We start from the raw sequence: 20,526 nt of genomic DNA, 5'->3' as shown, positions 1-20,526 counted from the left end.
AGCCGACCAAGATCAATCTCACCGATACTGACTGTTCCGTTGGTCCAAGCGCCGCCAATTGCATCGGATGCGAATTGGCGACGGTATGCGAACTGACCCCGGTGAGGGCATCAACCGCAGTGTGATTCCGTGGAGTTGGGTGCCTGCGTCACCGGTGACGATAGCGGTCGGCAGGGTCTTGTTGCCACTTGCCCAGGGGGCTGACCTGTGGGTTCTCTGGCGGCTCGCATAGGATGCGGTTTTCTCGCATCTGATGCGAGTCACGGAGAGTGGTGGATAGGTGGGGTTCAACGGGTCGATACCAGGTGCGGCGAGATTGCTCCTGGTGGACGGGGTCGCGCTGCTGCGGCCGGAGGAACAGGTCTTCACGGCGATGCTGACCGGGTTCGCCAATCAGCAGCTGGCGCGGAACCTGGCCCGCACGACCGTGGAGGGCCGGGAGAACACGGTGAAGGCGTTCACCGCGTACGTGAACACCTACCCGTGGAACTGGACGCCGGCGATGGTCGACGAGTGGCTCGGAGACCTGCGCTCACTGCGCGATCTGAAGCGCTCGACGATCCGTTCGTACTCCGAGGCGGTCCGATCCTTCTGCCACTTCGTGACTGATCCTCTCTACGAATGGCCCGCGACCTGCGAAGAACGCTTCGGCACTCACCCGATCCAGGTGGTGCACGAGTGGAACACCGCGGTACACGTTCAGGACAACGAGTCCGACCCGAAGAAGCGCGCGTTCACCAAGGCTGAACTGCACGCCTTCTTCGCCCACTGCGACGACGAGGTCGCCCGCATCCGCTCGCTGGGCCGCAAGGGCTGGCTGCCCGCGTTCCGGGACGCCACCGTCTTCAAGACCGCCTACGCCTACGGAACCCGGCGTAACGAAACACGGATGCTCGACGCGGCCGACTTCGGCCGGAACCCCCACGGGGTCGAGTTCGGCGAGTACGGCCGGTGCCAGGTGCGGTTCGGCAAGGCCAAGAAGGGCTCGCCGCCCAAGCGCCGCGGAGTCCTCACGGTGTTCGACTGGACCCCTGACGTCCTGGACGAGTGGTTCACCGAAGTTCGCCCCCACTTCGGGATCGACGGCAATCCGGCCGCCTGGCCGTCCGAACGGGGCCTGCGGATCGGCTGCCAGCGGATCAACTCCCGCTTCAAGGCATACCGCGAAGCCCTCGGCCTGGACGACGGCCTGGACTTCCACTCGCTGCGAAGGTCCTACGTCACCCACCTGATCGAAGACGGCTGGGACCCCCGCTTCGTCCAGGAACAAGTCGGCCACGAACACGCCAGCACCACCTCCATCTACACCTGCGTGTCCTCGGACTTCCGCACCCGCACCCTGCGCCGACACCTGGACGACACCATCGCCGCGGCCCTCCAGGCCGCCCGAAGCGGGAGGAAAGCATGAAGCGCAAAGTCGGCTACACCTGGCGGCTGCGCGAGGTCATGGCCAAGCACCAGATCTTCACGGCCACCGAGCTGGTCCCGCTGCTGCGCGAGCGCGGGATCGACCTGTCCGCCTCCCAGGTCCACCGCCTGGTCTCCGGCACCCCGGAACGGATGTCGTTGCAGGTCATGGCCGCGCTCTGCGATATCCTCTCCTGCACCCCGGCCGACCTGGTGGCCACCACCGCCGAGAACGCGGGGGTCCGCAAGACGGCCACCGGCGACCTTCCCACCCCGCCCGCGAACGTCGCGAAACTGCGGCCCCGCGCGGCTCGCATCCTGCCCGACGCATGAGCCGGACCTACGCCACCGACGAACAGTACGAGCGCTGGTTCATGGCCGAGTGCTGCCGCTGCGGCCGCCGCAAGCACAAGGCTGGCCACTGGCCCGACGGATACGTCTGCCGGAACTGCTCGGACCGCGCGGTCCGGACACGCGGCACCTGCCCCGGATGCGGCCAGGACCGCGCCCTTCCCGGGCTCCGGACCGGCGACAGCGCCGCGATCTGCACGACCTGCGCCGGCTTCTCCCAGTCCTTCGACTGCTCGCGCTGCGGCTTCGAAGGCAAGCTCCTGGGCGGACGGCTTTGCGAACGCTGCACACTCTCTGACCGGCTCACCGCCCTCCTCGACGACGGCACCGGCCGGGTCCGCCCCGAGCTGGTCCCGCTGTTTGACCTGCTCGTGGCGATGGACAAGCTCAGCAGTGGAGTGGCCTGGCTGGCCCTGCGCCACGACCAGCCGGGGAACCCCTCGCAGAGGCTGCGGCAGCTCGGCCTCGGCCAGATCCCGTTGACCCATGACGCCTTCCACGAACTCCAGCCCTGGCGGTCAGCGGCTCACCTCGAAGAACTCCTGATGGCAAGCGGGGTCCTGCCCGCGGTCGACAAGTACATCTGCTCCTTCCAGCGCTGGCTCCTCGGTCATCTGACCGAGATCGAGAACCCCGAGCACGTCAAAACGGTCCGGCTCTTCGTGACCTGGCGCGTCCTGCCCCGGCTGCGGGCCCGCGCCGAACAGAGCCACATCACACCGAGCATCCGTCGTTTCGCCGCCGAACAGGTCAAGTACGCGACGTCCTTCCTTGACTGGCTTGGCGAGCGGAGCACCACCCTTGCCTCCTGCTCCCAGATTGACATCGACGCCTGGTGGGCCGAGAACAGCGAGCACGGCCGCACCTGTTTGAGAGCCTTCCTCAACTGGGCCATGCAGGGCCGCCATTGCCGACGCTCGCTCTCCATACCCGCGATGAAGGCAACCCGACGAGCCGCGCTGAGCGAGGACGAGCGCCTGGACGCCCTGGGACGGCTGCTGGCCGACAGGGAGATACCGATGTTCCTCCGCGTCGCCGGCGTCATCGTGCTCCTCTACGCGCAGCCTTTGAGCAGGGTCGTCCGGCTCACCATCGACGACGTGCTCCGCGACGGAGACGCCGTACTTCTACGGCTCGGAGAACCGGCTTCGCCCGTCCCCGCACCGGTCGACTCCCTGCTGGTGGAGCACATTGCGAACCGCGGCAACATGGACACCGCCACCAACCCGGCCTCCCGCTGGCTCTTCCCCGGCCGCCGGGCAGGCCAGCCGTTCCGCCCCGACCACCTGTCCGCGCTCCTCAACAAGGTGGGCGTCCCGGCCGCAGCCGCCCGCGGCGCCGCGATCCGGCAACAACTCCTGGAGATGCCTGCCCCCGTCGTCGCAGAGGCCCTCGGCTACCACGACAAGACCACCACCCGGCTCCGCAACGAGACCGGCGGGACATGGAGCCGATACGCCCCTGGGGATCACGCACGGTCACCAGCGGGCTGGGTTCCTCGGGGCACTGGCGACAGTTGAATACGAGAGCCCACCAGTACCAAGGCCGAACTTGTGGGCGCTGATCGAGCCGTTGTTGCCGCCATGGCCCGAGTGGTCGCCAGGGCCACGGCCGGTGGCGGACCGGCTCTGTCTGCAGGGCATCCTGTATGTCCTCTGCAACGACATTGCCTGGCAACTGCTGCCGCTGGAGCTGGGGTTCGGTTCCGGGCAGACGTGCTGGCGTCGCCTGGAGCGGTGGCAGCAGGCCGGCGTCTTCGACCAACTGCACCGAATCCTGCTCTCCGAGTTGAACGCGGCCGGCGAACTCGACTGGTCGCGGGCGTGCGTGGATGGTTCTCACATCCGCGCGAAAAAGGGGGTGCCGACACCGGTCCGTCGCCGGTCGACCGGCGCAAGACGGGCAGCAAGCACCACCTGATCTGCGACGGACGCGGCACCCCGCTCAAGGTCATCACCACCGCTGCCAACGTCAACGACGTCACGCAGACCCTCGCCCTGGTCGACGGCATCCCACCGGTGGCGGGTCGCCCCGGCCGTCCCCGCCGACGTCCCGAGGCGCTGCTCGGCGACAAGGGCTACGACTCCAACCCCATCCGCGAAGAGCTCCGTAAGCGCCGGATCCTGCCCGTCATCTCCTGCAAAGGCGCCCCGAACATCAAGGACCTGGGCAAACTCCGCTATGTCGTCGAGCAGACCTTCGCTCTGCTCCACCACTTCAAACGCCTCGCTGTTCGATGGGAACGCCGCACAGAACTCCACGACGCCTTCATCTCCTTGGCCTGCAGCCTGATCTGCTGGCGACGACTCAAGAAGCTCAGTCCATGATCGTGTTACGAGCTCTTAGGGATCCCAGATTTGTGACGCCGTTACGCCAGGCCGACCTGGCCTAGTTCATGGCACAGGAATTTGTGCGTGCCCTCTAACTAAGATCGTGTCCTATATGGCCAGTTGGCAGTTGTTCTGGGCATGGGGAGCGGACAGTGGGGATGGATTGTTCCGGATGGTTTGTGGGAGCTCGTGGAGCCGTTGTTGCCGTCGGCTCGCGTGCGTCCGCAAGGCGGCGGAGTCGCGAGCATCGATGCATGTCCTGTGCGACGCGGACGGACTGCCCCTACGCATCGGACTCTCCGCGGCCAAAGCCAATTGCATCCGGCAGAAACCGGCTCGCCGCACAGGCAGGCCCGGACGACACATACGGGTGGGATATGGGCACCCTGCGAACCACTGGAGGCCAGGGCAGCGTCGGCCAAGAGTACGGAGAAGATCGACGAACAGCGCGTCAGCCAGCCCGGCCTCGTCGTCCTGGACATCACCGCCGCCGACGAGGCAACCGTCCACGCTGTCATGGCTGGCCTCGGGGAATGGTGGGCCACTGCCGGCGTCGCCCCGGTACGCCGCGAGCCCGGAGTTCCTGGGGTGAAGGCCCGTATTTACGCGGACATCCGACGCCCCGGCACGATGATGTAAGGGCGCCGCCCCCGGTGTGTCCCCGAGCCTGGGCGTGACCGACTCGTGGATTCGGAGCAGGAGGCTGAAGGATATTCCTAATCGTGGCGTCGTGGCCACTCGTTACCGTCACTGTTGCCGTCAAGAGATCCTGAAGCTCCACCAAGGACCGTTCCAGTGGAGCTTCAGAGAATCCATATTAACGCGGGCCACCGCTGCTGCCACCTCACCTTAAACCTACCTACCGTTCCCTAACATTTAGGCTGGGAAATAGATCGCGGTCCTCCCAGTCTTCAGCGAATGCCTCCAACATCCTCTCATAATGTCGAGTTTTCCTGCGATCTCCATTTGTAACACTTTCGAGGTAGCGGTTCCCAACCTCCGCTTCAAGCCAGCTCCACCTGAACATCTGCGCAAAGTACTGAATAACTTCGGCAGCTGCGGAAAACTCCTGCGAGTCGAGTACCTGCAATACAGCAAGCTTTACGTCGCCCGACGCCGGGTCCCGCCCCACCAGTTTTGCCAGTCCGGCCAGAACTGGATCTGCGGCTAGCGTCGAATGCTTCTCATTGAGAATCTTGGATGCCTCATGGAAGCCATCCATCAGCAGTTCGTAAGTAACCGATTCAGGCATCGCGACCCTCTTTCGATCTCCGGCTCAACCGAGTGGGCAAGTCGGTCATTACCAGCGCTCCTTGTATGAATTTTCCCCTACATCAAACCCGGCCTCGCGAAACGCATCTTCGGCAGCCCCTCGCGGCTCGGGACCCTTCGGCTGATAATGGCCCGACCGATTGTCGATGGACTTGATTAGTCCCTGATATAGCTTGATCTCGCCAGCCGCTGTAACATTCGCACCCTGTGCGAGATCGACGTGCCCGTAGATACTGCCGAGCCTGGTCACCCGCAACTCTCCACCGGGCATCACTACGTACGCAAATCTACCGGTGGCCTCGCGCAATTCAGCTGCGCTCATCGTGGGAATCTTATCGGGGGCGATAGGCACGTCGCCCGGTTCGAGGTTTGGCCAGGTCTTGCACGGGCTGAGCCCATGAGGGTCACTCCAGGTATGAGGATTGCGGACGTAGGCAGTCGGGTTGTCTGCCGGTTTGAGGCCAAGTGGGTCCGGACTGAGGTAGCGGGCGGTTTCGGGGTCGTAGTGGCGGAAGTAGTTGTAGTGGAGGGAAGTTTCGAGGTCGAAGTACTGGCCAGGGAAACGCAGCGGAGTGTAAGCCGTCGCTGTCCGATTCCAAGCTGTCCCACCCCAAAGCGTGCTGCGCGTCCGCCATACGATGTGCCCCTGTTCGTCGACGAGTTCTGTCGGGGTGCCGACGAGGTCTGTGACGATCGCGTAGAAGCGGGAGTCAATTTCTTCCTGGGGCACATCGGCTGCGGTCCTGCGTTCCGTTTGGGTCAGGGGGCGTGAGCCGTCGTGGTTCCAGGTGAGGGTCAGCCCACCCAATGACGTGCCTGGCATGTGCGTCGTCTGCTCGCACAGCGTCGTGTCGTCCCAGGTGAAATCGGCCTGTTCCGCGATCGTTTCGGAGCCGTCCGCCGCGAGACGTTGTTTCGCGATGCGGCGGCCCAGTGGGTCGTACTGGTAGCGCCAGACCGTGCCGTCCGGTGTGAGGACCGAGACCAGGCGGTCCTCCGCGTCCCAGGTGTAGCGCCAGGTGTCCGGCTTGCGGGAGAGGCGCGGCTTTTGGCGAAGTGTGATGCGGCCCGCCGTGTCGTGTTCGTAGCGGACTCCGCCTGCTGTACGGATTCGTGTCCCGGTGTAGGTACGCGGGCCCACCGCTTCCTGGCCCGGCATGGGGGCCGGCCAGGACGCCGATGTCTGGTTCCCCGCCTCGTCGTATGCGTATGTCTCCGTCCAGCCTGCCGCATGGACCGCGGTGACCCGGCCTGCCTCGTCCAGGTCGAAGCGGCTGGACCCGTTGAGCTGATCGTCGATGCCAACCAGGTTGCTGTCCGGGCGGTAGGCGTAGGCGCGCCGCTGGATACGCTGGTTGGCCGGTCCGACCAGCTCATGTTTGGTCAGGCGGCCGAGGTCGTCGAATGCGCTAGTGAGGGTCAGAGCTCCGCCGAGGTGGCGGGAGAGTTCGCGGCCTGCCTTGTCGTGCTCGAAGGTCAAGGTCCGACCAGAGGTGGACAGCTCGGTGCGGTTGCCCGCCGCGTCATAGCTCCAGCTGCTCACCGCGCCCATTGGGGTGGTGCGGCTGGTACGGCGTCCCAGTGCGTCGTAGGTGTACGTGACCGCGCGGCCGTTGACTGTCTCCGCCAGCAGGCGGCCTGCATCGTCCCGTTGTAGCGTCAGGACAGCGTCCGGTCCGGTCGCCCGGGCCAGGCCACCCGTCACGTCGTACGTATACGTCGTTACCGCCCCAGCGGCGTCTTTCGTCACCGGGCGGCCCAGCACATCCCGCTCGAAGCTAATCACCGAACCGGAAGCTGTTGTCCGCCTCGTCAACTGGCCTGCCGCATCATGGGCGTACGCCAGAACGCGGTCGTCGAAGTCCGTCTCCTCGACGAGGCGTCCCACGGAGTTGTAGTCGTAACTCCAGGTCAGTCCCTGTGGGTTTGTGACTTTGCGGAGTTTCAATTCCGTGTCGTGCTCAAAGGTGTAGCGCAACCCGTCCGGGCCGGTGCGGGCTGCCAGCAGGTCGAAGTGGGTGTATTCGAAGTGGGAGACTGCGCCCATGGCGTCTGTGTAGCTGGTGCAGTTGCCTTCGCCGTCGTACGTCCACGACTCCGTGGTGCCATCAGGGGCAATGCGGCGGGCAAGCTTGCCCTCGATCGTCCATTCCAGGCGTGTGGTCGCACCGAGGGGGTCGGTGATGGTCGTGGGGCGGCCGAATGCGTCTCGTTCGTAGTGCGTGACCGCGCCCAGCGGATCCGTGACCTCGACCGGGAGGCCAGCCGTGTTGCAGCGGACCGCGGTTGTCGCGCCCAGCGCGTCTGTCACTGCGGACAGGTGGCCCAGGGCGTCGTACCTGAAGCGGGTCGTGGCCCCGGACGAGTCAGTCTCCTCGGTGCGGTTGCCGAAGTCGTCGAAGGACTGGATGAGGTGAGTGCCGTCAGCGCCGGCTATGGAGATGGGCAGTCCCAAGTCGTTGTAGCCGACGCTCTTGTACGTGCCGTCCGGACGTACTGCCATGATCACGCGGCCGGCATCGTCGTATCCGTAGCTGATCGTGCGGCCCAGTGGGTCGGTGATCGTCAGAGGACGGTCGCGCTCGTCATACGTGCGCCGGGTCGTCGCCCCGTCCGGGCCGGTTTCGGCGACCACTTGAAGGCGGCTGTTGACCAGGAAGCGTTTGGTATGGCCGAGCGAGTTGGTCACTGTCGTGACCTTGTGGCCGGTCGATGGGTCGGTGTCGTCGTAGGTGAAGGTGTTGCGCAGATGGCCGGCTTGCCCGGACTGGTATGTGGAGCGGTGCTGGTCGTCGTAGACATAGTAGTACGAGGAGTTGTTGGTGTCGGTCCACGCGGTGATGCGACCTTGCTCGTCGTTGGTGTACCGGGTGGGGATGCCAGTGGACCGGGCTACGGCGGCGAGGTGGCCGTGTGTGTCATAGCCAAAGCGGACCAGCTCCTGGTCGCCGCCCTCGGAGGCAGCACCCGCCAGGTGCAGGGCGGTAATGCGCTCCCCTTCGGTGGTGATCTTGAGGTGGTAGCCGGCGGAGTGGACGATGCCGGTCGGGGTGCCGTCAGTGTCGTAGTCGAAGGTGACGTACTGGCCTGACCTGTCGGTTATCTCGTGGAGGAGGGCGATGCCGTTGCCGTCGCCTCCCGGAGCGGTGAAGTGCCAGGCCCGGCCGGCTACCGGGTCGGTGATTGTGTAGTGGCCGTACAGGTCGACGGTCAGCGGGTGCGCGTCGCCCGCGTCCGGCATGACCGAGATGCCGGGGGCGGGGTGCGGGTAGGTGAGCAGTGCGCCGTCGTGGCGGATGAGGACGACACCCTGAGCATCGATCTCCAGACGTTCATCCGCGGTGGACGCCCAAGCCGGCCCGAACCAGTACCCGTTGCGGTAGGACGACTTGAAGTTGCGGGTGAAGGTCAGGGGGAACGTGCCGGGCAGGGACACGTCTGTTTCGGGCAACAGCATCCGGCCCGATGCCACGTCAACCGGGTCGCTTTCGCAGCGGCACTTGTCCGGGTCCTCTTGTCCGGCGCCCCGTCGGCTTGCTCCCTGCCCTTCCCCGGTGCTCTCCTCAGCCCGCCCCTGACTATCCCGCCGGCTCCTTTGCTGCCGATCAGGTTGGACAGGGCACCGCCGCCGGTGTCCCAGGGATCGCTTGACCATCCAGAACCGATGATCCCCTTCGGGATGCGCTCCGGATGGGCTACCGTGCCCAGCAGGTTTGTGGCCAGCAAATGCTGCTGCTTGCCCCACTCGGCGGGGTGGGTGATGTTGTAGGGGTCCAACGGATTGAGCGTGCGGGCCATCACCACCATGTCGCCAACGCCCTTGACGAAGCCGCCGACCATGTGCGAGAGGTTCATGCTTGAGCTGAGCGCGTAGTCCTTGGCTTCGGCGCCGAGCCGGTCGCTGAGCCCCGGTTTCTGCGGTGCCTGCTCCAGAGCCTGCTTGATGCGCCGGTAGGCGTCGCGTGCCGCCTCGGTGCGCTGGCGGCGGGCCTCGGTGAGGATCTCCTGCGCCTCGCGACGGCCCGCCTCGCCCGGGTCCTGGAAGTCGCCTGGCTCGGTCGGCTTGGGGCCAGGGTCACCGCCCGTCGCGGCAACCTTGTTGTACTGGGTGGCAGCCTGTTCGTACTGGGCGGCCTGGGCGTCATACGCCTTCGCCGCGCTCTGACTCGCCTGCTGAGCACTCTTGTACGCCTCGATCGCGGCCACAGCCTGCCCTTGGGCCCAGCTCACCGCTTCCCCGTACGCCTTCAGAGCCTTACTGGCTTCCTCACAGGAGTCGGCCGCCTTCAGCACGCGGGCGGCTGCATTCCGAACTTTTCCCGGAACGCGTCGCCGGCGTTGCCCTGCCAGGCACCGCTGTCCAGCCCGCGCAAGCCCTGGCCGACCGTCTCGAACGCCTTGTGGAAGTCGGCCAGATGGGACGCCCGTGCCTGGATCGCCGGGGCGCTGCCGTGGATGAGTTCCTTGGGGTCATCTGTTTCGCCCAGTTGCCGCTCTGGGACATCGCCGCCCAGGCGGTTGCTTACGCCTTCGCCGTAGTCCCGGACACCTTCGGCGATCCGGTCGGCGCCCACCGCGGAAAAGCCGTCGGCCACCTTGTCCGTGACCCGGTTGGTGGCCTCGCCGACGCTTTCCTTGGCGGAGTCGAGTGCGTCCTCGGCCTTGGCGCCGATGTTGTCGACACCGCTCTTGATCGCGCTGCCTATTCCAGGCAGATCGATCCCCATCAGCGCTCACCCCCCGCAGCACCCTCGGCGGGAGACTGCTCAGCTTGGGGCGGGCCGTCCCACTGCCATTCGGTGTCGTCCTGCCACGGATTCCACGTCGAGGTCTCGAAGTCTTCCGCCAACTGGTCGTTGGCCTCGTTCTTCTGCCTTTCGGCCTCGACGATGGACTGAGCGCTGTAGTCCGCGTCCATGAAGTGGCCAATCGCGTTGCCCTTGAGGATCGTCTCCTTCACGGACTGGCTCTCGATCTCCTCCTGAGAGGCGTACGGGTTGCCGGCGACCTGATTCCACACCGTCTTGAACGTGTTCGCGTTGTACCGTTCCTCTTCGTGGTAAAGCCCGGCATTCAAGCCGAGCCCGGCCGCGAAGGTGTTGGCGTCTTGCATCAGGGTGCGTACGCCCCAGCCCCATCGGTCGCAGAACTCCGCGAAGATCTCCTGCAGGGGCTTGTCACCCAACTCCAGCCCGGCCAGCTGCAAGTCGTCGAAGCCCCGGCCCAGATTCGCATCGACATCGAACCCGAGCTCCTTCAGCTCATCCATCGCCAGATTGATGCCCTTGGTGATCTCACCCAGTGACTCGGTATCCGCCCGGTACCCGCCTCCGTCACTCATACCGCAGCGCCCTCCGCACCCAGCGCCACCGCGTCCGGCACGATGCCGCTCACCGGCGGCAGCACCATCGGCGCCGCACCTGCCACGTCCACCGCGACGCCCACCGGCCCGCCGATATCGGGAATCACCTGATCCAGGAGCCGGGCCCCGAACACCGGCACCCACTCATCAATGACCTCGCCCCGCTGCCCGGCGAAAACCTCCAGGGTCTCCACGCTCGTGAAAGCGAACAGCCAGCGGACCGGCCCCGTCGCCACCGACAGCAACCCCCCGTCCACCACCGGCACCAGCACCTCACTGCGCCGGAACTCTCCCACCAGCGCCGGCAGATCCCCTGCTCCGGTCCCGGCCAACTCCGTCAGCCGCAGCGCCAACGCCTCAGCACGCATACCCGCCACCCCCGTTGCTCATTGCGTACGCGAACCTGCACCGTAACCGACGGGTCCGGCAACCCTCCAACTACGTCACCGACCGGCCGCTCAAGATGGCGAAAAGACACCCGGCGCCGTCTGACTGCAGCCTGCTGCAGCACAGCCGACACCTCTCCACCTCGGCAACAGTGAACTACCCGCACCGTCTTGAGGCCGCCGCTGTGCCGCCGTGGCCCAGCTCACGGGAGAGACGCAACAGTTCACGTGATCGCTTGTAGTTGCTTGCGAAACCAAATCGCGCAATGAGGAAAAGGTGTGGTCAACGGTCCTGGGCGAGTTTGTACAGCTCGGCAAAGAGGCCGCCGAGATCAAGGAGTGTCTGGAAGTCGCCTTCTTCGAGCACGCGTCCGCCGTCGAGGACGACGATGCGGTCGGCGATGCGGGCGTTGTCCAGGTTGTGAGTGACGAAGACCGCGGCTTTGCCGGCCGCGAGTTCTTTGAAACGGCGGATCACAGTGTGCTCGGCGCGGGGATCCATGGCGGAGGTTGGCTCGTCCAGCATGAGCATGGTGGCGTCGCGGTAGAAGGCGCGGGCCACCGCGATGCGCTGCCACTGGCCGCCGGAGAGGTCGGTGCCGCCCCAGTTGGAGCTGGCGACCAGAGTGTCGAGGCCGTAGGGCGTCTTGGCGATGACGCTGTCGGCGCCGGCCGCCTGCGCGGCCTCTAGCAGCAGTGCGTCGTCTTCTGAGCGGGGCTGGCCTAGGTGGATGTTGGCGCGCAGGTTCATGGGCCAGCGGGTGTAGTCCTGTGGGACCAGGCCGACGCGCGCCCAGACACTGTGCGGATCAGCCTGGGCAAGGTCGGTGCCGTCCCAGGTGACGGAGCCTTCCTGGGCGAGGTAGAGGCCGGTGAGGAGGCGGGAGAGGGTGGTCTTGCCGGAGCCGTTCTCGCCGACCAGTGCGATCAGTTCGCCACGGCGAAGGGTGAGGCTGACCGTGTTGACGGCAGGGGTGTCGGAGCCGGGGTAGGTGTAGGTGACGTTGTCGGCGCGGATTTCGGCGGGGGCGTGGGCGGGGATCTGTGCGGGTCCGCGGACCGCGCGCAGGGATTCGGCTCGGCGCAGGAAGCTCTGCCAGTCCTCCAGATGCAGTGAGGTGCGGAAGAGTCGTGCGGCGGCCATAACCAGGGAGGTCAGAGCGCCGGTGGATGTGCGGACTGCGATGACGGCGGTTGCGGCGATGGCCAGGTCCATTCGGCCGCTCGCTGCGAGCCAGCCGAGGGCGATCCAGGTAAGTGCGAGCATCAGTCCGCTGGCGGTGGTGCCGATGAGAGTGACGCGCAGGATGCGCGGGGCCGCGCGGCGGTGGGTGGCCTTGATGCGGTCGGTGATCTCCCGGTACCAGGCGATCAGGTAGCCGGACATGGTGGTGGCCCGGACTTCGGCGGCGGTGCGCCGGTCGGTGGAGTAGTACCGCAGAAGGTAGCGCAGGTGGTTGTCAGAGATGTTCTGGTGGCCGGCGCGGTGTTGGAGGCGTGCCGCGGTCATGGCGGCCGCGCCCTTGGGGAGGGCCGCGAGGAGCAGCAGCGGCAGAAGTGCAGGGTGCAGGACGGTGAGGACGCCGATGGCGGCGGCAAGCTGGGCGAGTGCGGAGACGAGGGCCTGGGCGTCGCCGATGAGGTCTTCGGTGGCCTCCGCTCCCTTGCCTGCGGCCTGCAGGCGGTCGGTGAAGCCGGACCGCTCGTAGGCCTCCAGTTCCACCTCGGGGGCGGCGGCCAGGATCTGTAGGTCCGCCTCCGTGGCGACCTGGGGGGCGAGCCGTTGGGCGGCGTAGACGGCGAACGCGTCGGCTCCGGCTCGTACGGCGGTGGCGGTGGCCACGACGATCAGGCCGGGGGCGGCGGCGTGGACGACGGCGGCCACGTGGCCGCCGTTGAAGAGGTGGGTCATCACGCCGGGCAGGGCGCTGAGGGCGAGCGCGGAGGATGCGGCGACGACCAGTTGGCATGCGGCGAGCCACAGCATCGCGGGCCGGTCGGCGGCCCAGCCTAGGCGGGTCGCGGCGGCGAGGGTATGCGGCAGGCGGGCGGCGATGCGCCACCAGGAGGCGGTCGCGATGTCCTCGAAGTGTGGGTCGCTCTGGTAGCCGACCTGCTGCGGAGAGCCGGAGTTTTTGGAAGCGGGTGAGGACTCGGTCACCCGCCCCATCCTGGTGCGTCTTGCGTGGCGGGTGGGGCCAATTGAGCCGAAGTCGCCCGGGTGGTGGAGAAGCTGTCTAGAGGGTGCGCAGGGCCAGCTCGACAGCGGTGATCAGGAACAGCCCCGTACGGTGGGGAGCCGCCGCCTCGGGGCTGAAGGCAGCCCGCTCGACCGTCTCCGTGAGCATGGACGCATCCAGGAAGCCCTGCTCGATCAGGTGAAGGTCCTTGCCCCAGCCGCGCAGTAGCCCTGTCGCGTACTGGTGGACGGCGGCATTCATGAGATGGCCGAAGTTCTCCCGCAGGACGGGGTTCACCACCACATCGGGCAGGCCGCGGGCGGCCAGGCGCCGGTGCAGCAGCTGCTTGTCCTTCTTCCACTTCAGCGGCAGGCGCTGGCCGAAGCGGACCAGCTCCGGGTCGGTGAACGGGGCGATGGTCCATAACCCGCGCCGGGCCAGCAACGGGGTGGCGACCTCCAGGGCGATCAACGCGGTCTCCGGAGCCACCGTGGGTGGGGCGATCCCGGTGTTCACTTCGCTCAGGAGGTCGCGGACGCGGTCCCCGCACCAGGGAGGTGCCATCTGCCGGGGGACGTGTCCGCCGCCCGGCCGGCGCACGCGGGCGACCTCATCGCCGCCGAAGCCGACGACCACTGTGGTGATGTGGCGCGTGCGTAAAGCTTGGGCGAGTGCGTCGGCGGATTCCAGGTGCGGCTCGTCCAACGGGCTGATCGCCTCCGCCCTCGCGCGGCGCAGGCCGCCCGGGGACAGCGGCGGGTGTTGGGCGGCGGACACTGTGACGTCCGGGGCGAAGACGGTGTGCTCAATCACGGTGCGGCGCCGTGCTTCCTGCTGCGGTCCGGCCTCGCCGCCGATCAGCAGAGCGCACGGGGTGATCGCGCCCGGGTGGGCCAGGGCGAGGGAGATGGCCAGGTTGGTGGAGTCCATCCCGCCGGACAGCTGGGCCGCCGTCTGCCCCGGGGTGACGGGCCGGTGGGCGAAGACGTGGTCGGCGAGAGCCTCGAACGCAGCGACCAGGCCCCCGCCGTCGACGTTCTCGGCGAGCTCGGAGGGCTGGGCGTGCTCGGCTGCGGCCGGGTAGACCAAGCGCAGGCCGTTGGTGTCGGCGTACGCGCTGGAGCGCTCCGAGAGCCGCTTGACGTTCGTGAACAGGGTGTCGTGCCCGTAGCGGGGGTGGCCGGTCAGGAGCCGCATCACCTCTTTCTCGTCAAGTCCCTGGGGGGCGAGGTGGGCGCGCAGGTCCATCAGCTGCCATGAGCCGGTCAGATGCCCGCCGGTGTGTGAGGTAGAGGGGGCAGACCCCACCGAGCCCGGTGCAAAGCCGTACTCCGCCGGTGTCCGCTTCGACGCAGATCCCTTGCAGCGGCCAGTCGTGGCACTCCTGAAGGGCGCGGGCGTACACGGCGCTGTCCACCCGGACCGGCGTCGTCGAGCGCAGCAGTGAGGGGCGGCCAGCGACCCGTTCGCGCACCACCATCAGGGTGGTGCTGCCGTCGGTGACCGCCCGTGCCTCCAGCGCCGCATGGGCCAGCGGACGGATGCGGTCCTCGCCGCGCACCCAGCTCTTTCCTTGCTCACACCACTGCCACGGCTGCGCTTGAGCCCGCAGATCGATCGAGCACGTCAACATCGTTGCCTCCTTCTCTCCAGCTGGTGGACACGACGACGGGGCCCGCGCGGCATATGGGCCGGGCGCGGGCCCCGGTGGTTCAGATAGCTGTGCTGTGTGCGGTCAGTCCTCGAACCGGCCCTGGTCCGAGCTCTCCTGCGGCTTCTCCTCGAACCGTGCGTCGTCGCTCGGGACGGCGGTGATCTCCGGCCCGGCGAACACGGACTCCCACGGACGCGTCTGGTCCTTCATCGCAGGTCCCCTTCCACTCGACCACTCCCGGTCGACACAACGTCACCGGGCTTCGTCAATCAGTGAACCGGGCAAGGGAGTTGGCGGGTACCGTGCAGAGCGCGCGGAGCGGTATATCGGGTATACGAGGGCGGGGATCCCATGGCCCAGCGCACGCCGAACCACCGGCTCAAGGAAATGGTCGGTGCCTGCGGGCTGACGTATGCGGCGCTCGCCGCCTCGGTACGGGCCGTGGCCGCTGAGCACGGCGAGTTCTTACGGACCAACAAGTCCACCGTCGATCACTGGATCACCGGGTCTATTCCGGCCGGCGCCACGGGCCGCTACCTGGCTATCGCGCTCTCGCGGCGCCTAGGACGTCTCATCACCGAAGACGACCTGGGGCTTGGCCCCATAGGGGGCGAAGAAGATGGCAGCATCGGACTGTCGCTCGGTGACGATCCGATCGATGCCCTGCTGCCGATGTGGAGAGGCGAATTGGACCGACGTAGCTTCCTCGCCACCTCCGCCTACTCCGTGGCGGCCGCCGCCCTGCCCCTGGATTACGTCCGCGACATCGCCGGTCGCACCGCGGCTGCCCGTACTGGCTCGGTCGCCGGGCTGGCCGAAGTCGCCGCGGTGCGCGACATGGTGCGCGTCTTCTCCGACATGGACGAACGTCACGGCGGGCAGCACGGCCGCACCGCTCTGGTGCAGTATCTGCGCGACGACGTGGCTTCGTTGTGCCGGGGCCGGTTCCGCAGCGACGACGTCCGCCGGCAACTCCTGTCTGCCGCCAGCCGCGGGGTACACCTGCTCGGCTGGAAGAGCTACGACGCGGGCCAGCAGGGCGCCGCTCAGAGGTATTACTTGCAGTCCTACGCGCTGGCCGTCGAGGGCGGGCTGCGCGGTCAGGACGGCTTCGTGATGCGGACGATGGCCATGCAAGGCCTCAAGCTCAACCGGCCCGAGCACTGCCTGGGCCTGGCCGAGACCGGCCTGAACCGCGCCAAGGGCAAGGTGGATGTCCAGACCGAGGCCCTGTTTCGCGTCGTCCACGCCCACACGCTGGCCAAGACCGGCCAGCGGCACGCAGCTCTGACCGAAGCAGAACGGGCCCGCGTACTCCTCGCCGCCGACCGCGGCGACGAAGTGCCGTTCTGGGCCCTGGCATGGGGCCCGCCGCAGGGTTCCGTCCACTCCCGGACAGCGAAGGTTTTCGAGACCCTCGGCGACCACAAGGCCGCCGCCGGAGGTGTAGGACTCGTGGATCTGTGGAGGCGCGCACAGTCCGTGTTTCGGGCCGGACAGGCGCAGCAGGAGACGGAGCGTCGGCTCGGTGACCCACAGCGGGCCGGGCTCGTCCCGTCGGCCGATCGGGTTGGGCAGCACCGCCTCGTGCTCCCATTCCGGCGGGGTGATCAGGTGGACTCCGGCGCGGCGGCGGTCATGGGCAAGGCCGGTGGAGTGCTCGAGCTGGCCGAGGGGGAGGTGCGTCTTGAGGGCGGAGAGGTAGGCGCCGTTGATGTCGAGCGCGGTCACCTCGTGCCTGCCGGGCGGGAGTTCGTGGCGGGTCCACTTGGGGCGGGCCTCCCAGATCTGGTCGGCGCCACGCGCGGTCTGTTTCTTGAGGATGTCGGGGATCCAGGGATGGGCGATCACGTCGTAGCGGGCGCCCTTGCGGGTCTCGTCCAGCAGCCGCATCGCGTCCGGGATCGCCCGCTTCAACAGCGCCGCCGTGGCTGCGTCGACGTCGCCCCGGTGCTCGGCGAGCGCGCCCTGCACGGCCTCGCGGATTACGTCGACCGGGCCGGACGGCTCCTGGAACGCGCGCCGGGCCCGGTCCTTGGAACGCTCAGCCGGACGCGCCGGACGTGTCGTGCGCAGCGGCGCATTCGAGGTCTGCGGTGTGGGCTGTTCGGCCGCCGGGGCAGGCTCGGCAGCCGGGGCCTCGGTGGCGGTGGGTTGGCAGTCAGCCGGGGCCAGGTGCTGAACGAACCCCGCCACGCGTTGTTTGGCCGGACGGCCACACAGCACACACGGCTGCGCCACCGCGAGCAGCTCCACCTCGTCCTCGTCCTGGCCGAGTTCCGGCGAAGACGAAGAGGTGACGGCCGCCGCAGCCGTGCCTGACGCCACGGGCTGCTCCTCAGTCGACACCGCCGCGGTCTCGGTCTCAGTCTCGGTCTCGGTGGCGAGCTTGGCGTTCAGCCCGTCCAGCAGATATGCGTACTTGGTGCGGACCTCGCCGGCCGGGTCCCGGCCGCTCTCCCACCCGCTGAGGGTGGACGGGCTCACCCCGAGCGCACGGGCCACTTGCGCCTTGGACAGCCGGGCCCGCTCCCGCAGCTCGCGGCGCACCTGGCAGGGCGGGAGTTCGGCCTGCGGGCCGACGGCGTCGAGCAGCGAGTCGATCGCGTCGAAGTCGCTCACCGGCTCGTCCCCTTCGTCTCGGCCCGGACGGAACGGCGCCGGTCGGCGGGCAGCACCTCGCACGCTCTGGTCGGACCTGCCAGCAGGTCCAGCGCGCCGATGCCGTAGTGCTCGGCCAGGACATCGACGTCGCGCAGGCTCCACGAAATGGCGCCCGACTGACGGCGCGACACCTGCGTCTGCGTTAGTCCCAGCACCCCCGCAACCGACCGCTGCGAGTCACCCGTCACCTGCATCAACGCGGCCACCGTCAGCCGCAATGACTCCTCCAAGGCCAATCCCATACCCCCATCCTACCCGAGTTGATGCAACTTCCGCATTTAAATTAGCTATTTGCTATCATCAATGCATAGAAGCTTTACCCTGCTCATGCGCGAGCTGAGGATCTCGCCAAGGCGGTCTCTCGCTTGGGCCGGCAGGTCAGCGATTGGGCCCGCCTTGCTCACGCGGAATCCGGCGGGCCGCACGCCGGGCTTCCCGTTTCGCCTGGCGCGCCTCTTCAACCGCCCGATCGGACAGGCAGCGCGGGCACACGAGGTCCAGGACACGGCGGCGCAGGGCCCGGCGCAGCCGGGGCCCGGGCGGTGGCGGCCACCCACGGCAGTGACGCTGCACCGTACGCGCGCGGCTGTCCAAGAGCGCGGCGACCACAGAGGCGTTGCCGGCGTAGCTGGCCAGGAGGAAGGCCATCTGCGCCTGGTGGCCGGCCGGGAAGCGTGCGGCGGACTCGGCCTGCTCTTCCGGGCGGAGGAAGGCGTCGTGGCGCTCGCAGTGCGGCGTCTTCTTGTTGTTCCGGGCGATGCCTGGCGAGCTGATGTTCATGGCTCAGGAGCCTGCCCGGAGCCGTCTGTGGACAGCGGGCGGCCGGGACGCCGCGCTGTCGCGTCGCCCTGGGCGACGCCGACACCGGGCAGACCCACCCCAAGACGGGCCTGTCACGGCCGCCGCCTGACTCCCCGCCGCTCAGGAGGAACATCCCATCGCTCTGAAGAACGTCACCGAGGACTCCTTCGACCAGGATGTCCTCAAGAGCGATAAGCCGGCTCTGGTCGACTTCTGGGCCGCCTGGTGCGGCCCGTGCCGCCAGCTCGCCCCTCCCTGGAGGCGATCGCGGCCGGACACGGCGACAAGCTCGAAATCGTCAAGCTCAACATCGACGAGAACCCCGCCCTCGCCACCCCGTATGTCCATGCCGACGGGAGTGCTGAGCGGCGCGCCCTCGCTGAAGCCTCGACTTCGTCCTCGCCTGGTCAGGCGAGGTGTTCGGCGAGCTCGCGCTCCAGATGCCGTCCACACCCTCGGCCGCGGGATCCCAGACGTACGTGCGCACAGCTGTCAGCACAAGAACATCTGCTCAAGTGCCGAGCTCCCAAAGCCCGCCCTGTGTGATCACTGCGGTGGGCGAGGACTGGCCAAGACTCCTTCCGGATGCTCGTTGATCCAGGACAGGCCGCCGATGTCGAGGCGGTGCCGGGTGTGCGGGTGACGGCTACGTAGGCCAGGCAGGCCTCTTTGTCATCGATCGGGCGCGCCGTCCCCGGATCTGTGTCGCCCGGCGGGCCGTCGGCCGGTGGCGGGGTGAAGTCGTCGGCGATTTTCACCTGCGGCCATTCACGGCCTTTGGCCTTGTGTGCGGTGGAGACGGTTACCTCGGCCTGGTCTTTGGGGGCGAGATGGGCGACGGCGGCCAGGATGGCGACGGCGCCGTGGGTGTCGACCAGGTCGACCAGGGGTTGCAGGTCGCGTCCGGCGGGGTCGTGGGCGGCGTAGTCCTGCAGGTCGCCCCAGGTGGTGAACAGAACCAGTTCGGGGTGGGTGGTGCGCCGTCCTTCTTTGAGGTCGCGGGCGGCCAGGGCCAGGGCGCGCAGGCTGTCTCCTCCCCCGGCCAGTGCGACCCGGTGTCCGCCGGACAGGAGGTCCATGACCTGGGCCATGGCGCCGACGTTGGTGCGGCACAGCACCGCGTCGGGCCGGGTGACGGGGCCGAGTTCGGTGGGCACGGTGTCGGCGCCGGTGAGACGGATGGGGGCGTCGGCGAGGTGCAGCCAGCGGTTGGCTTCTTCGGCGAGGCGGGGGCCGAAGCGGAAGGACCGGGACAGGGCGAGCTGGGTGCCGTCGAAGCCGGTCATGACGTCTTTGGCACCGCGCCAGTGGTAGATGGCCTGGGCGGAGTCGCCGACCATGACCAGCTGGGCGTGGTCGCGTTGGGCGAGGAAGATCTGTTCGACGACGGGATTGGTGTCCTGGGCCTCATCGAGGAGCAGGAAGTCGGCTTCGATCTTCGGCTGGGTGAGGGCCCAGATTTTCAGGTAGTGGTCGTGGTCGAAGCGGACGGCGCCGTCGTCGTCGGGGTGTTGCAGGTCCATCCAGGCATTGCGGGCGAACGGAACGATGTGGGCGGCGAGTTGCTCGTGCAGGCAGGGCTCTTCCAGGCCGCGCAGGTGCGGGATGTGATGGCGGGTGATCGTCGCATCGGCGGTGTGGCAGAAGCGGGCCACGGTGCGCAAGGTGACGTAGGAGAGGGTCTTTTGGGACAGGTCGCGTTCGCCGACGCGGATGGCTTTGGTGATGCCGAGGGCCTGCCCGGTCTGCCAGGCGGGGCGGCGGGGGCGTTCAGCCGGCGGGTGTAGCGGTGGCCGACGGCGGCGTAGGCCAAGGCGTGAGCGGTCTTGCACAGGACGCTTTTAGGGAAGCGCGCGGTGGCGTCCTGGGCGATGGCCCGGTTGTAGGCGAGGTAGCGGCCGCGGCGCTTGGCGACGAACCGGGCCCGTAACGGCACGGGGGAGCTCATTTTCCAGGAATCGCGAACCTGGTCCTCCATCCCGGCCGCCGCCCTGCATCGTCATCGCCGCGACCGCACCCGGACTTCATCGAGTACGCCTGCGTTCACCCTGGGACCTACGCCCGGGGCCTCGCCTGCGGGCAAGTCACCGTCGGCCTCACCCCGACGGCTGCCCAAGGT

14 protein-coding genes and 5 pseudogenes are annotated in these 20,526 nt (G+C 67.7%); 6 read left to right on the top strand and 13 right to left on the bottom strand.

The features are described from left to right. Positions 1–325 precede the first annotated feature (325 nt). From J7E89_RS36130 to J7E89_RS36110, 5 genes are all read left to right on the top strand, one after another. Positions 326–1,408 carry a site-specific integrase gene (locus J7E89_RS36130; protein ID WP_308315714.1) on the top strand — a complete coding sequence of 361 codons (1,083 nt, stop codon included), beginning with the start codon at positions 326–328 and terminating at the stop codon, positions 1,406–1,408. Further along, the gene (locus J7E89_RS36125) at positions 1,405–1,740 is read left to right on the top strand and encodes a helix-turn-helix transcriptional regulator (protein WP_214980132.1); all 336 of its coding nucleotides are present in this window, start codon (positions 1,405–1,407) and stop codon (positions 1,738–1,740) included. The genes J7E89_RS36130 and J7E89_RS36125 overlap by 4 nt, the downstream gene beginning before the upstream one ends. Further along, entirely contained in the window at positions 1,737–3,278 is a 1,542-nt protein-coding gene (locus J7E89_RS36120; protein WP_214980130.1) for a hypothetical protein, read from the top strand. The genes J7E89_RS36125 and J7E89_RS36120 overlap by 4 nt, the downstream gene beginning before the upstream one ends. After that, positions 3,265–4,085 (top strand): IS5 family transposase gene (locus J7E89_RS36115; protein WP_374196970.1). Its coding sequence is split into 2 segments (ribosomal slippage): positions 3,265–3,610 and positions 3,610–4,085, totalling 822 coding nucleotides; the frame shifts between segments, so codons are not numbered across the junction. The genes J7E89_RS36120 and J7E89_RS36115 overlap by 14 nt, the downstream gene beginning before the upstream one ends. A gap of 318 nt (positions 4,086–4,403) precedes the next feature. Further along, entirely contained in the window at positions 4,404–4,727 is a 324-nt protein-coding gene (locus J7E89_RS36110; protein WP_251061560.1) for a DUF6207 family protein, read from the top strand. Between the two features lie 220 nt (positions 4,728–4,947). Here the strand turns inward: J7E89_RS36110 and J7E89_RS36105 are convergent, their stop codons facing one another. The 12 genes and pseudogenes from J7E89_RS36105 to J7E89_RS36055 form a co-directional block, all read right to left on the bottom strand. After that, the gene (locus tag J7E89_RS36105; RefSeq protein WP_214980126.1) at positions 4,948–5,340 is read right to left on the bottom strand and encodes a hypothetical protein; all 393 of its coding nucleotides are present in this window, start codon (positions 5,338–5,340) and stop codon (positions 4,948–4,950) included. 402 nt (positions 5,341–5,742) lie between these two features. Further along, positions 5,743–8,787: pseudogene (locus J7E89_RS36100) on the bottom strand (RHS repeat-associated core domain-containing protein); the annotation flags it as partial. Beyond that, positions 8,769–10,087: pseudogene (locus tag J7E89_RS41465) on the bottom strand (putative T7SS-secreted protein). The pseudogenes J7E89_RS36100 and J7E89_RS41465, both read right to left, overlap by 19 nt. Further along, positions 10,087–10,701 carry a hypothetical protein gene (locus J7E89_RS36090; RefSeq protein WP_214980113.1) on the bottom strand — a complete coding sequence of 205 codons (615 nt, stop codon included), beginning with the start codon at positions 10,699–10,701 and terminating at the stop codon, positions 10,087–10,089. The pseudogene J7E89_RS41465 and the gene J7E89_RS36090 overlap by 1 nt, the downstream one beginning before the upstream one ends. Further along, entirely contained in the window at positions 10,698–11,090 is a 393-nt protein-coding gene (locus J7E89_RS36085) for an SseB family protein (protein WP_214980111.1), read from the bottom strand. The genes J7E89_RS36090 and J7E89_RS36085 overlap by 4 nt, the downstream gene beginning before the upstream one ends. 301 nt (positions 11,091–11,391) lie before the next feature. Continuing rightward, the gene (locus tag J7E89_RS36080) at positions 11,392–13,278 is read right to left on the bottom strand and encodes an ABC transporter ATP-binding protein (RefSeq protein ID WP_251061556.1); all 1,887 of its coding nucleotides are present in this window, start codon (positions 13,276–13,278) and stop codon (positions 11,392–11,394) included. A 67-nt stretch (positions 13,279–13,345) separates the two neighbouring features. Beyond that, on the bottom strand, positions 13,346–14,536 hold the full coding sequence (locus J7E89_RS36075; protein ID WP_214980107.1) for a hypothetical protein: 1,191 nt from the start codon (positions 14,534–14,536) through the stop codon (positions 13,346–13,348). Then, a complete protein-coding gene (locus J7E89_RS36070) occupies positions 14,499–14,921 on the bottom strand; it encodes a hypothetical protein (protein ID WP_214980105.1) in 423 nt (140 codons plus the stop codon). The genes J7E89_RS36075 and J7E89_RS36070 overlap by 38 nt, the downstream gene beginning before the upstream one ends. Positions 14,922–15,023: 102 nt before the next feature. Next, on the bottom strand, positions 15,024–15,152 hold the full coding sequence (locus J7E89_RS41965; protein ID WP_285439331.1) for a hypothetical protein: 129 nt from the start codon (positions 15,150–15,152) through the stop codon (positions 15,024–15,026). 1,227 nt (positions 15,153–16,379) lie between these two features. Next, positions 16,380–17,564: pseudogene (locus J7E89_RS36065) on the bottom strand (helix-turn-helix domain-containing protein); the annotation flags it as partial. Beyond that, positions 17,561–17,848 carry a helix-turn-helix domain-containing protein gene (locus J7E89_RS36060; protein WP_214979253.1) on the bottom strand — a complete coding sequence of 96 codons (288 nt, stop codon included), beginning with the start codon at positions 17,846–17,848 and terminating at the stop codon, positions 17,561–17,563. The gene J7E89_RS36060 and the pseudogene J7E89_RS36065, both read right to left, overlap by 4 nt. A 136-nt stretch (positions 17,849–17,984) precedes the next feature. Then, the gene (locus J7E89_RS36055) at positions 17,985–18,386 is read right to left on the bottom strand and encodes a hypothetical protein (RefSeq protein ID WP_214980103.1); all 402 of its coding nucleotides are present in this window, start codon (positions 18,384–18,386) and stop codon (positions 17,985–17,987) included. Between the two features lie 157 nt (positions 18,387–18,543). On the opposite strand from J7E89_RS36055, the pseudogene J7E89_RS36050 reads away from it, so the two are divergent. Next, positions 18,544–18,749: pseudogene (locus tag J7E89_RS36050) on the top strand (thioredoxin family protein); the annotation flags it as partial. Between the two features lie 204 nt (positions 18,750–18,953). On the opposite strand, the pseudogene J7E89_RS36045 reads toward J7E89_RS36050, so the two are convergent. Continuing rightward, positions 18,954–20,316 (bottom strand): annotated as a pseudogene (locus tag J7E89_RS36045) (UvrD-helicase domain-containing protein); the annotation flags it as partial. Positions 20,317–20,526 lie beyond the last annotated feature (210 nt).

Source organism: Streptomyces sp. ISL-100 (assembly GCF_018614615.1).
GTDB lineage: Bacteria > Actinomycetota > Actinomycetes > Streptomycetales > Streptomycetaceae > Streptomyces.
Note: the sequence above shows the minus strand (reverse complement) of the source record. Positions and strands in the feature narration are given on the sequence as shown.

Bases quoted from the DNA above. Each gene is read 5' to 3' on its own strand.
- J7E89_RS36125 (WP_214980132.1), top strand. From the start codon at position 1,405: ATGAAGCGCAAAGTCGGCTACACCTGGCGGCTGCGCGAGGTCATGGCC.
- J7E89_RS36120 (WP_214980130.1), top strand. From the start codon at position 1,737: ATGAGCCGGACCTACGCCACCGACGAACAGTACGAGCGCTGGTTCATG.
- J7E89_RS36105 (WP_214980126.1), bottom strand. From the start codon at position 5,340: ATGCCTGAATCGGTTACTTACGAACTGCTGATGGATGGCTTCCATGAG.
- J7E89_RS36090 (WP_214980113.1), bottom strand. From the start codon at position 10,701: ATGAGTGACGGAGGCGGGTACCGGGCGGATACCGAGTCACTGGGTGAG.
- J7E89_RS36085 (WP_214980111.1), bottom strand. From the start codon at position 11,090: ATGCGTGCTGAGGCGTTGGCGCTGCGGCTGACGGAGTTGGCCGGGACC.
- J7E89_RS36080 (WP_251061556.1), bottom strand. From the start codon at position 13,278: ATGGGGCGGGTGACCGAGTCCTCACCCGCTTCCAAAAACTCCGGCTCT.
- J7E89_RS36075 (WP_214980107.1), bottom strand. From the start codon at position 14,536: ATGGACCTGCGCGCCCACCTCGCCCCCCAGGGACTTGACGAGAAAGAG.
- J7E89_RS36070 (WP_214980105.1), bottom strand. From the start codon at position 14,921: ATGTTGACGTGCTCGATCGATCTGCGGGCTCAAGCGCAGCCGTGGCAG.
- J7E89_RS41965 (WP_285439331.1), bottom strand. From the start codon at position 15,152: ATGAAGGACCAGACGCGTCCGTGGGAGTCCGTGTTCGCCGGGCCGGAG.
- J7E89_RS36060 (WP_214979253.1), bottom strand. From the start codon at position 17,848: ATGGGATTGGCCTTGGAGGAGTCATTGCGGCTGACGGTGGCCGCGTTG.
- J7E89_RS36055 (WP_214980103.1), bottom strand. From the start codon at position 18,386: ATGAACATCAGCTCGCCAGGCATCGCCCGGAACAACAAGAAGACGCCG.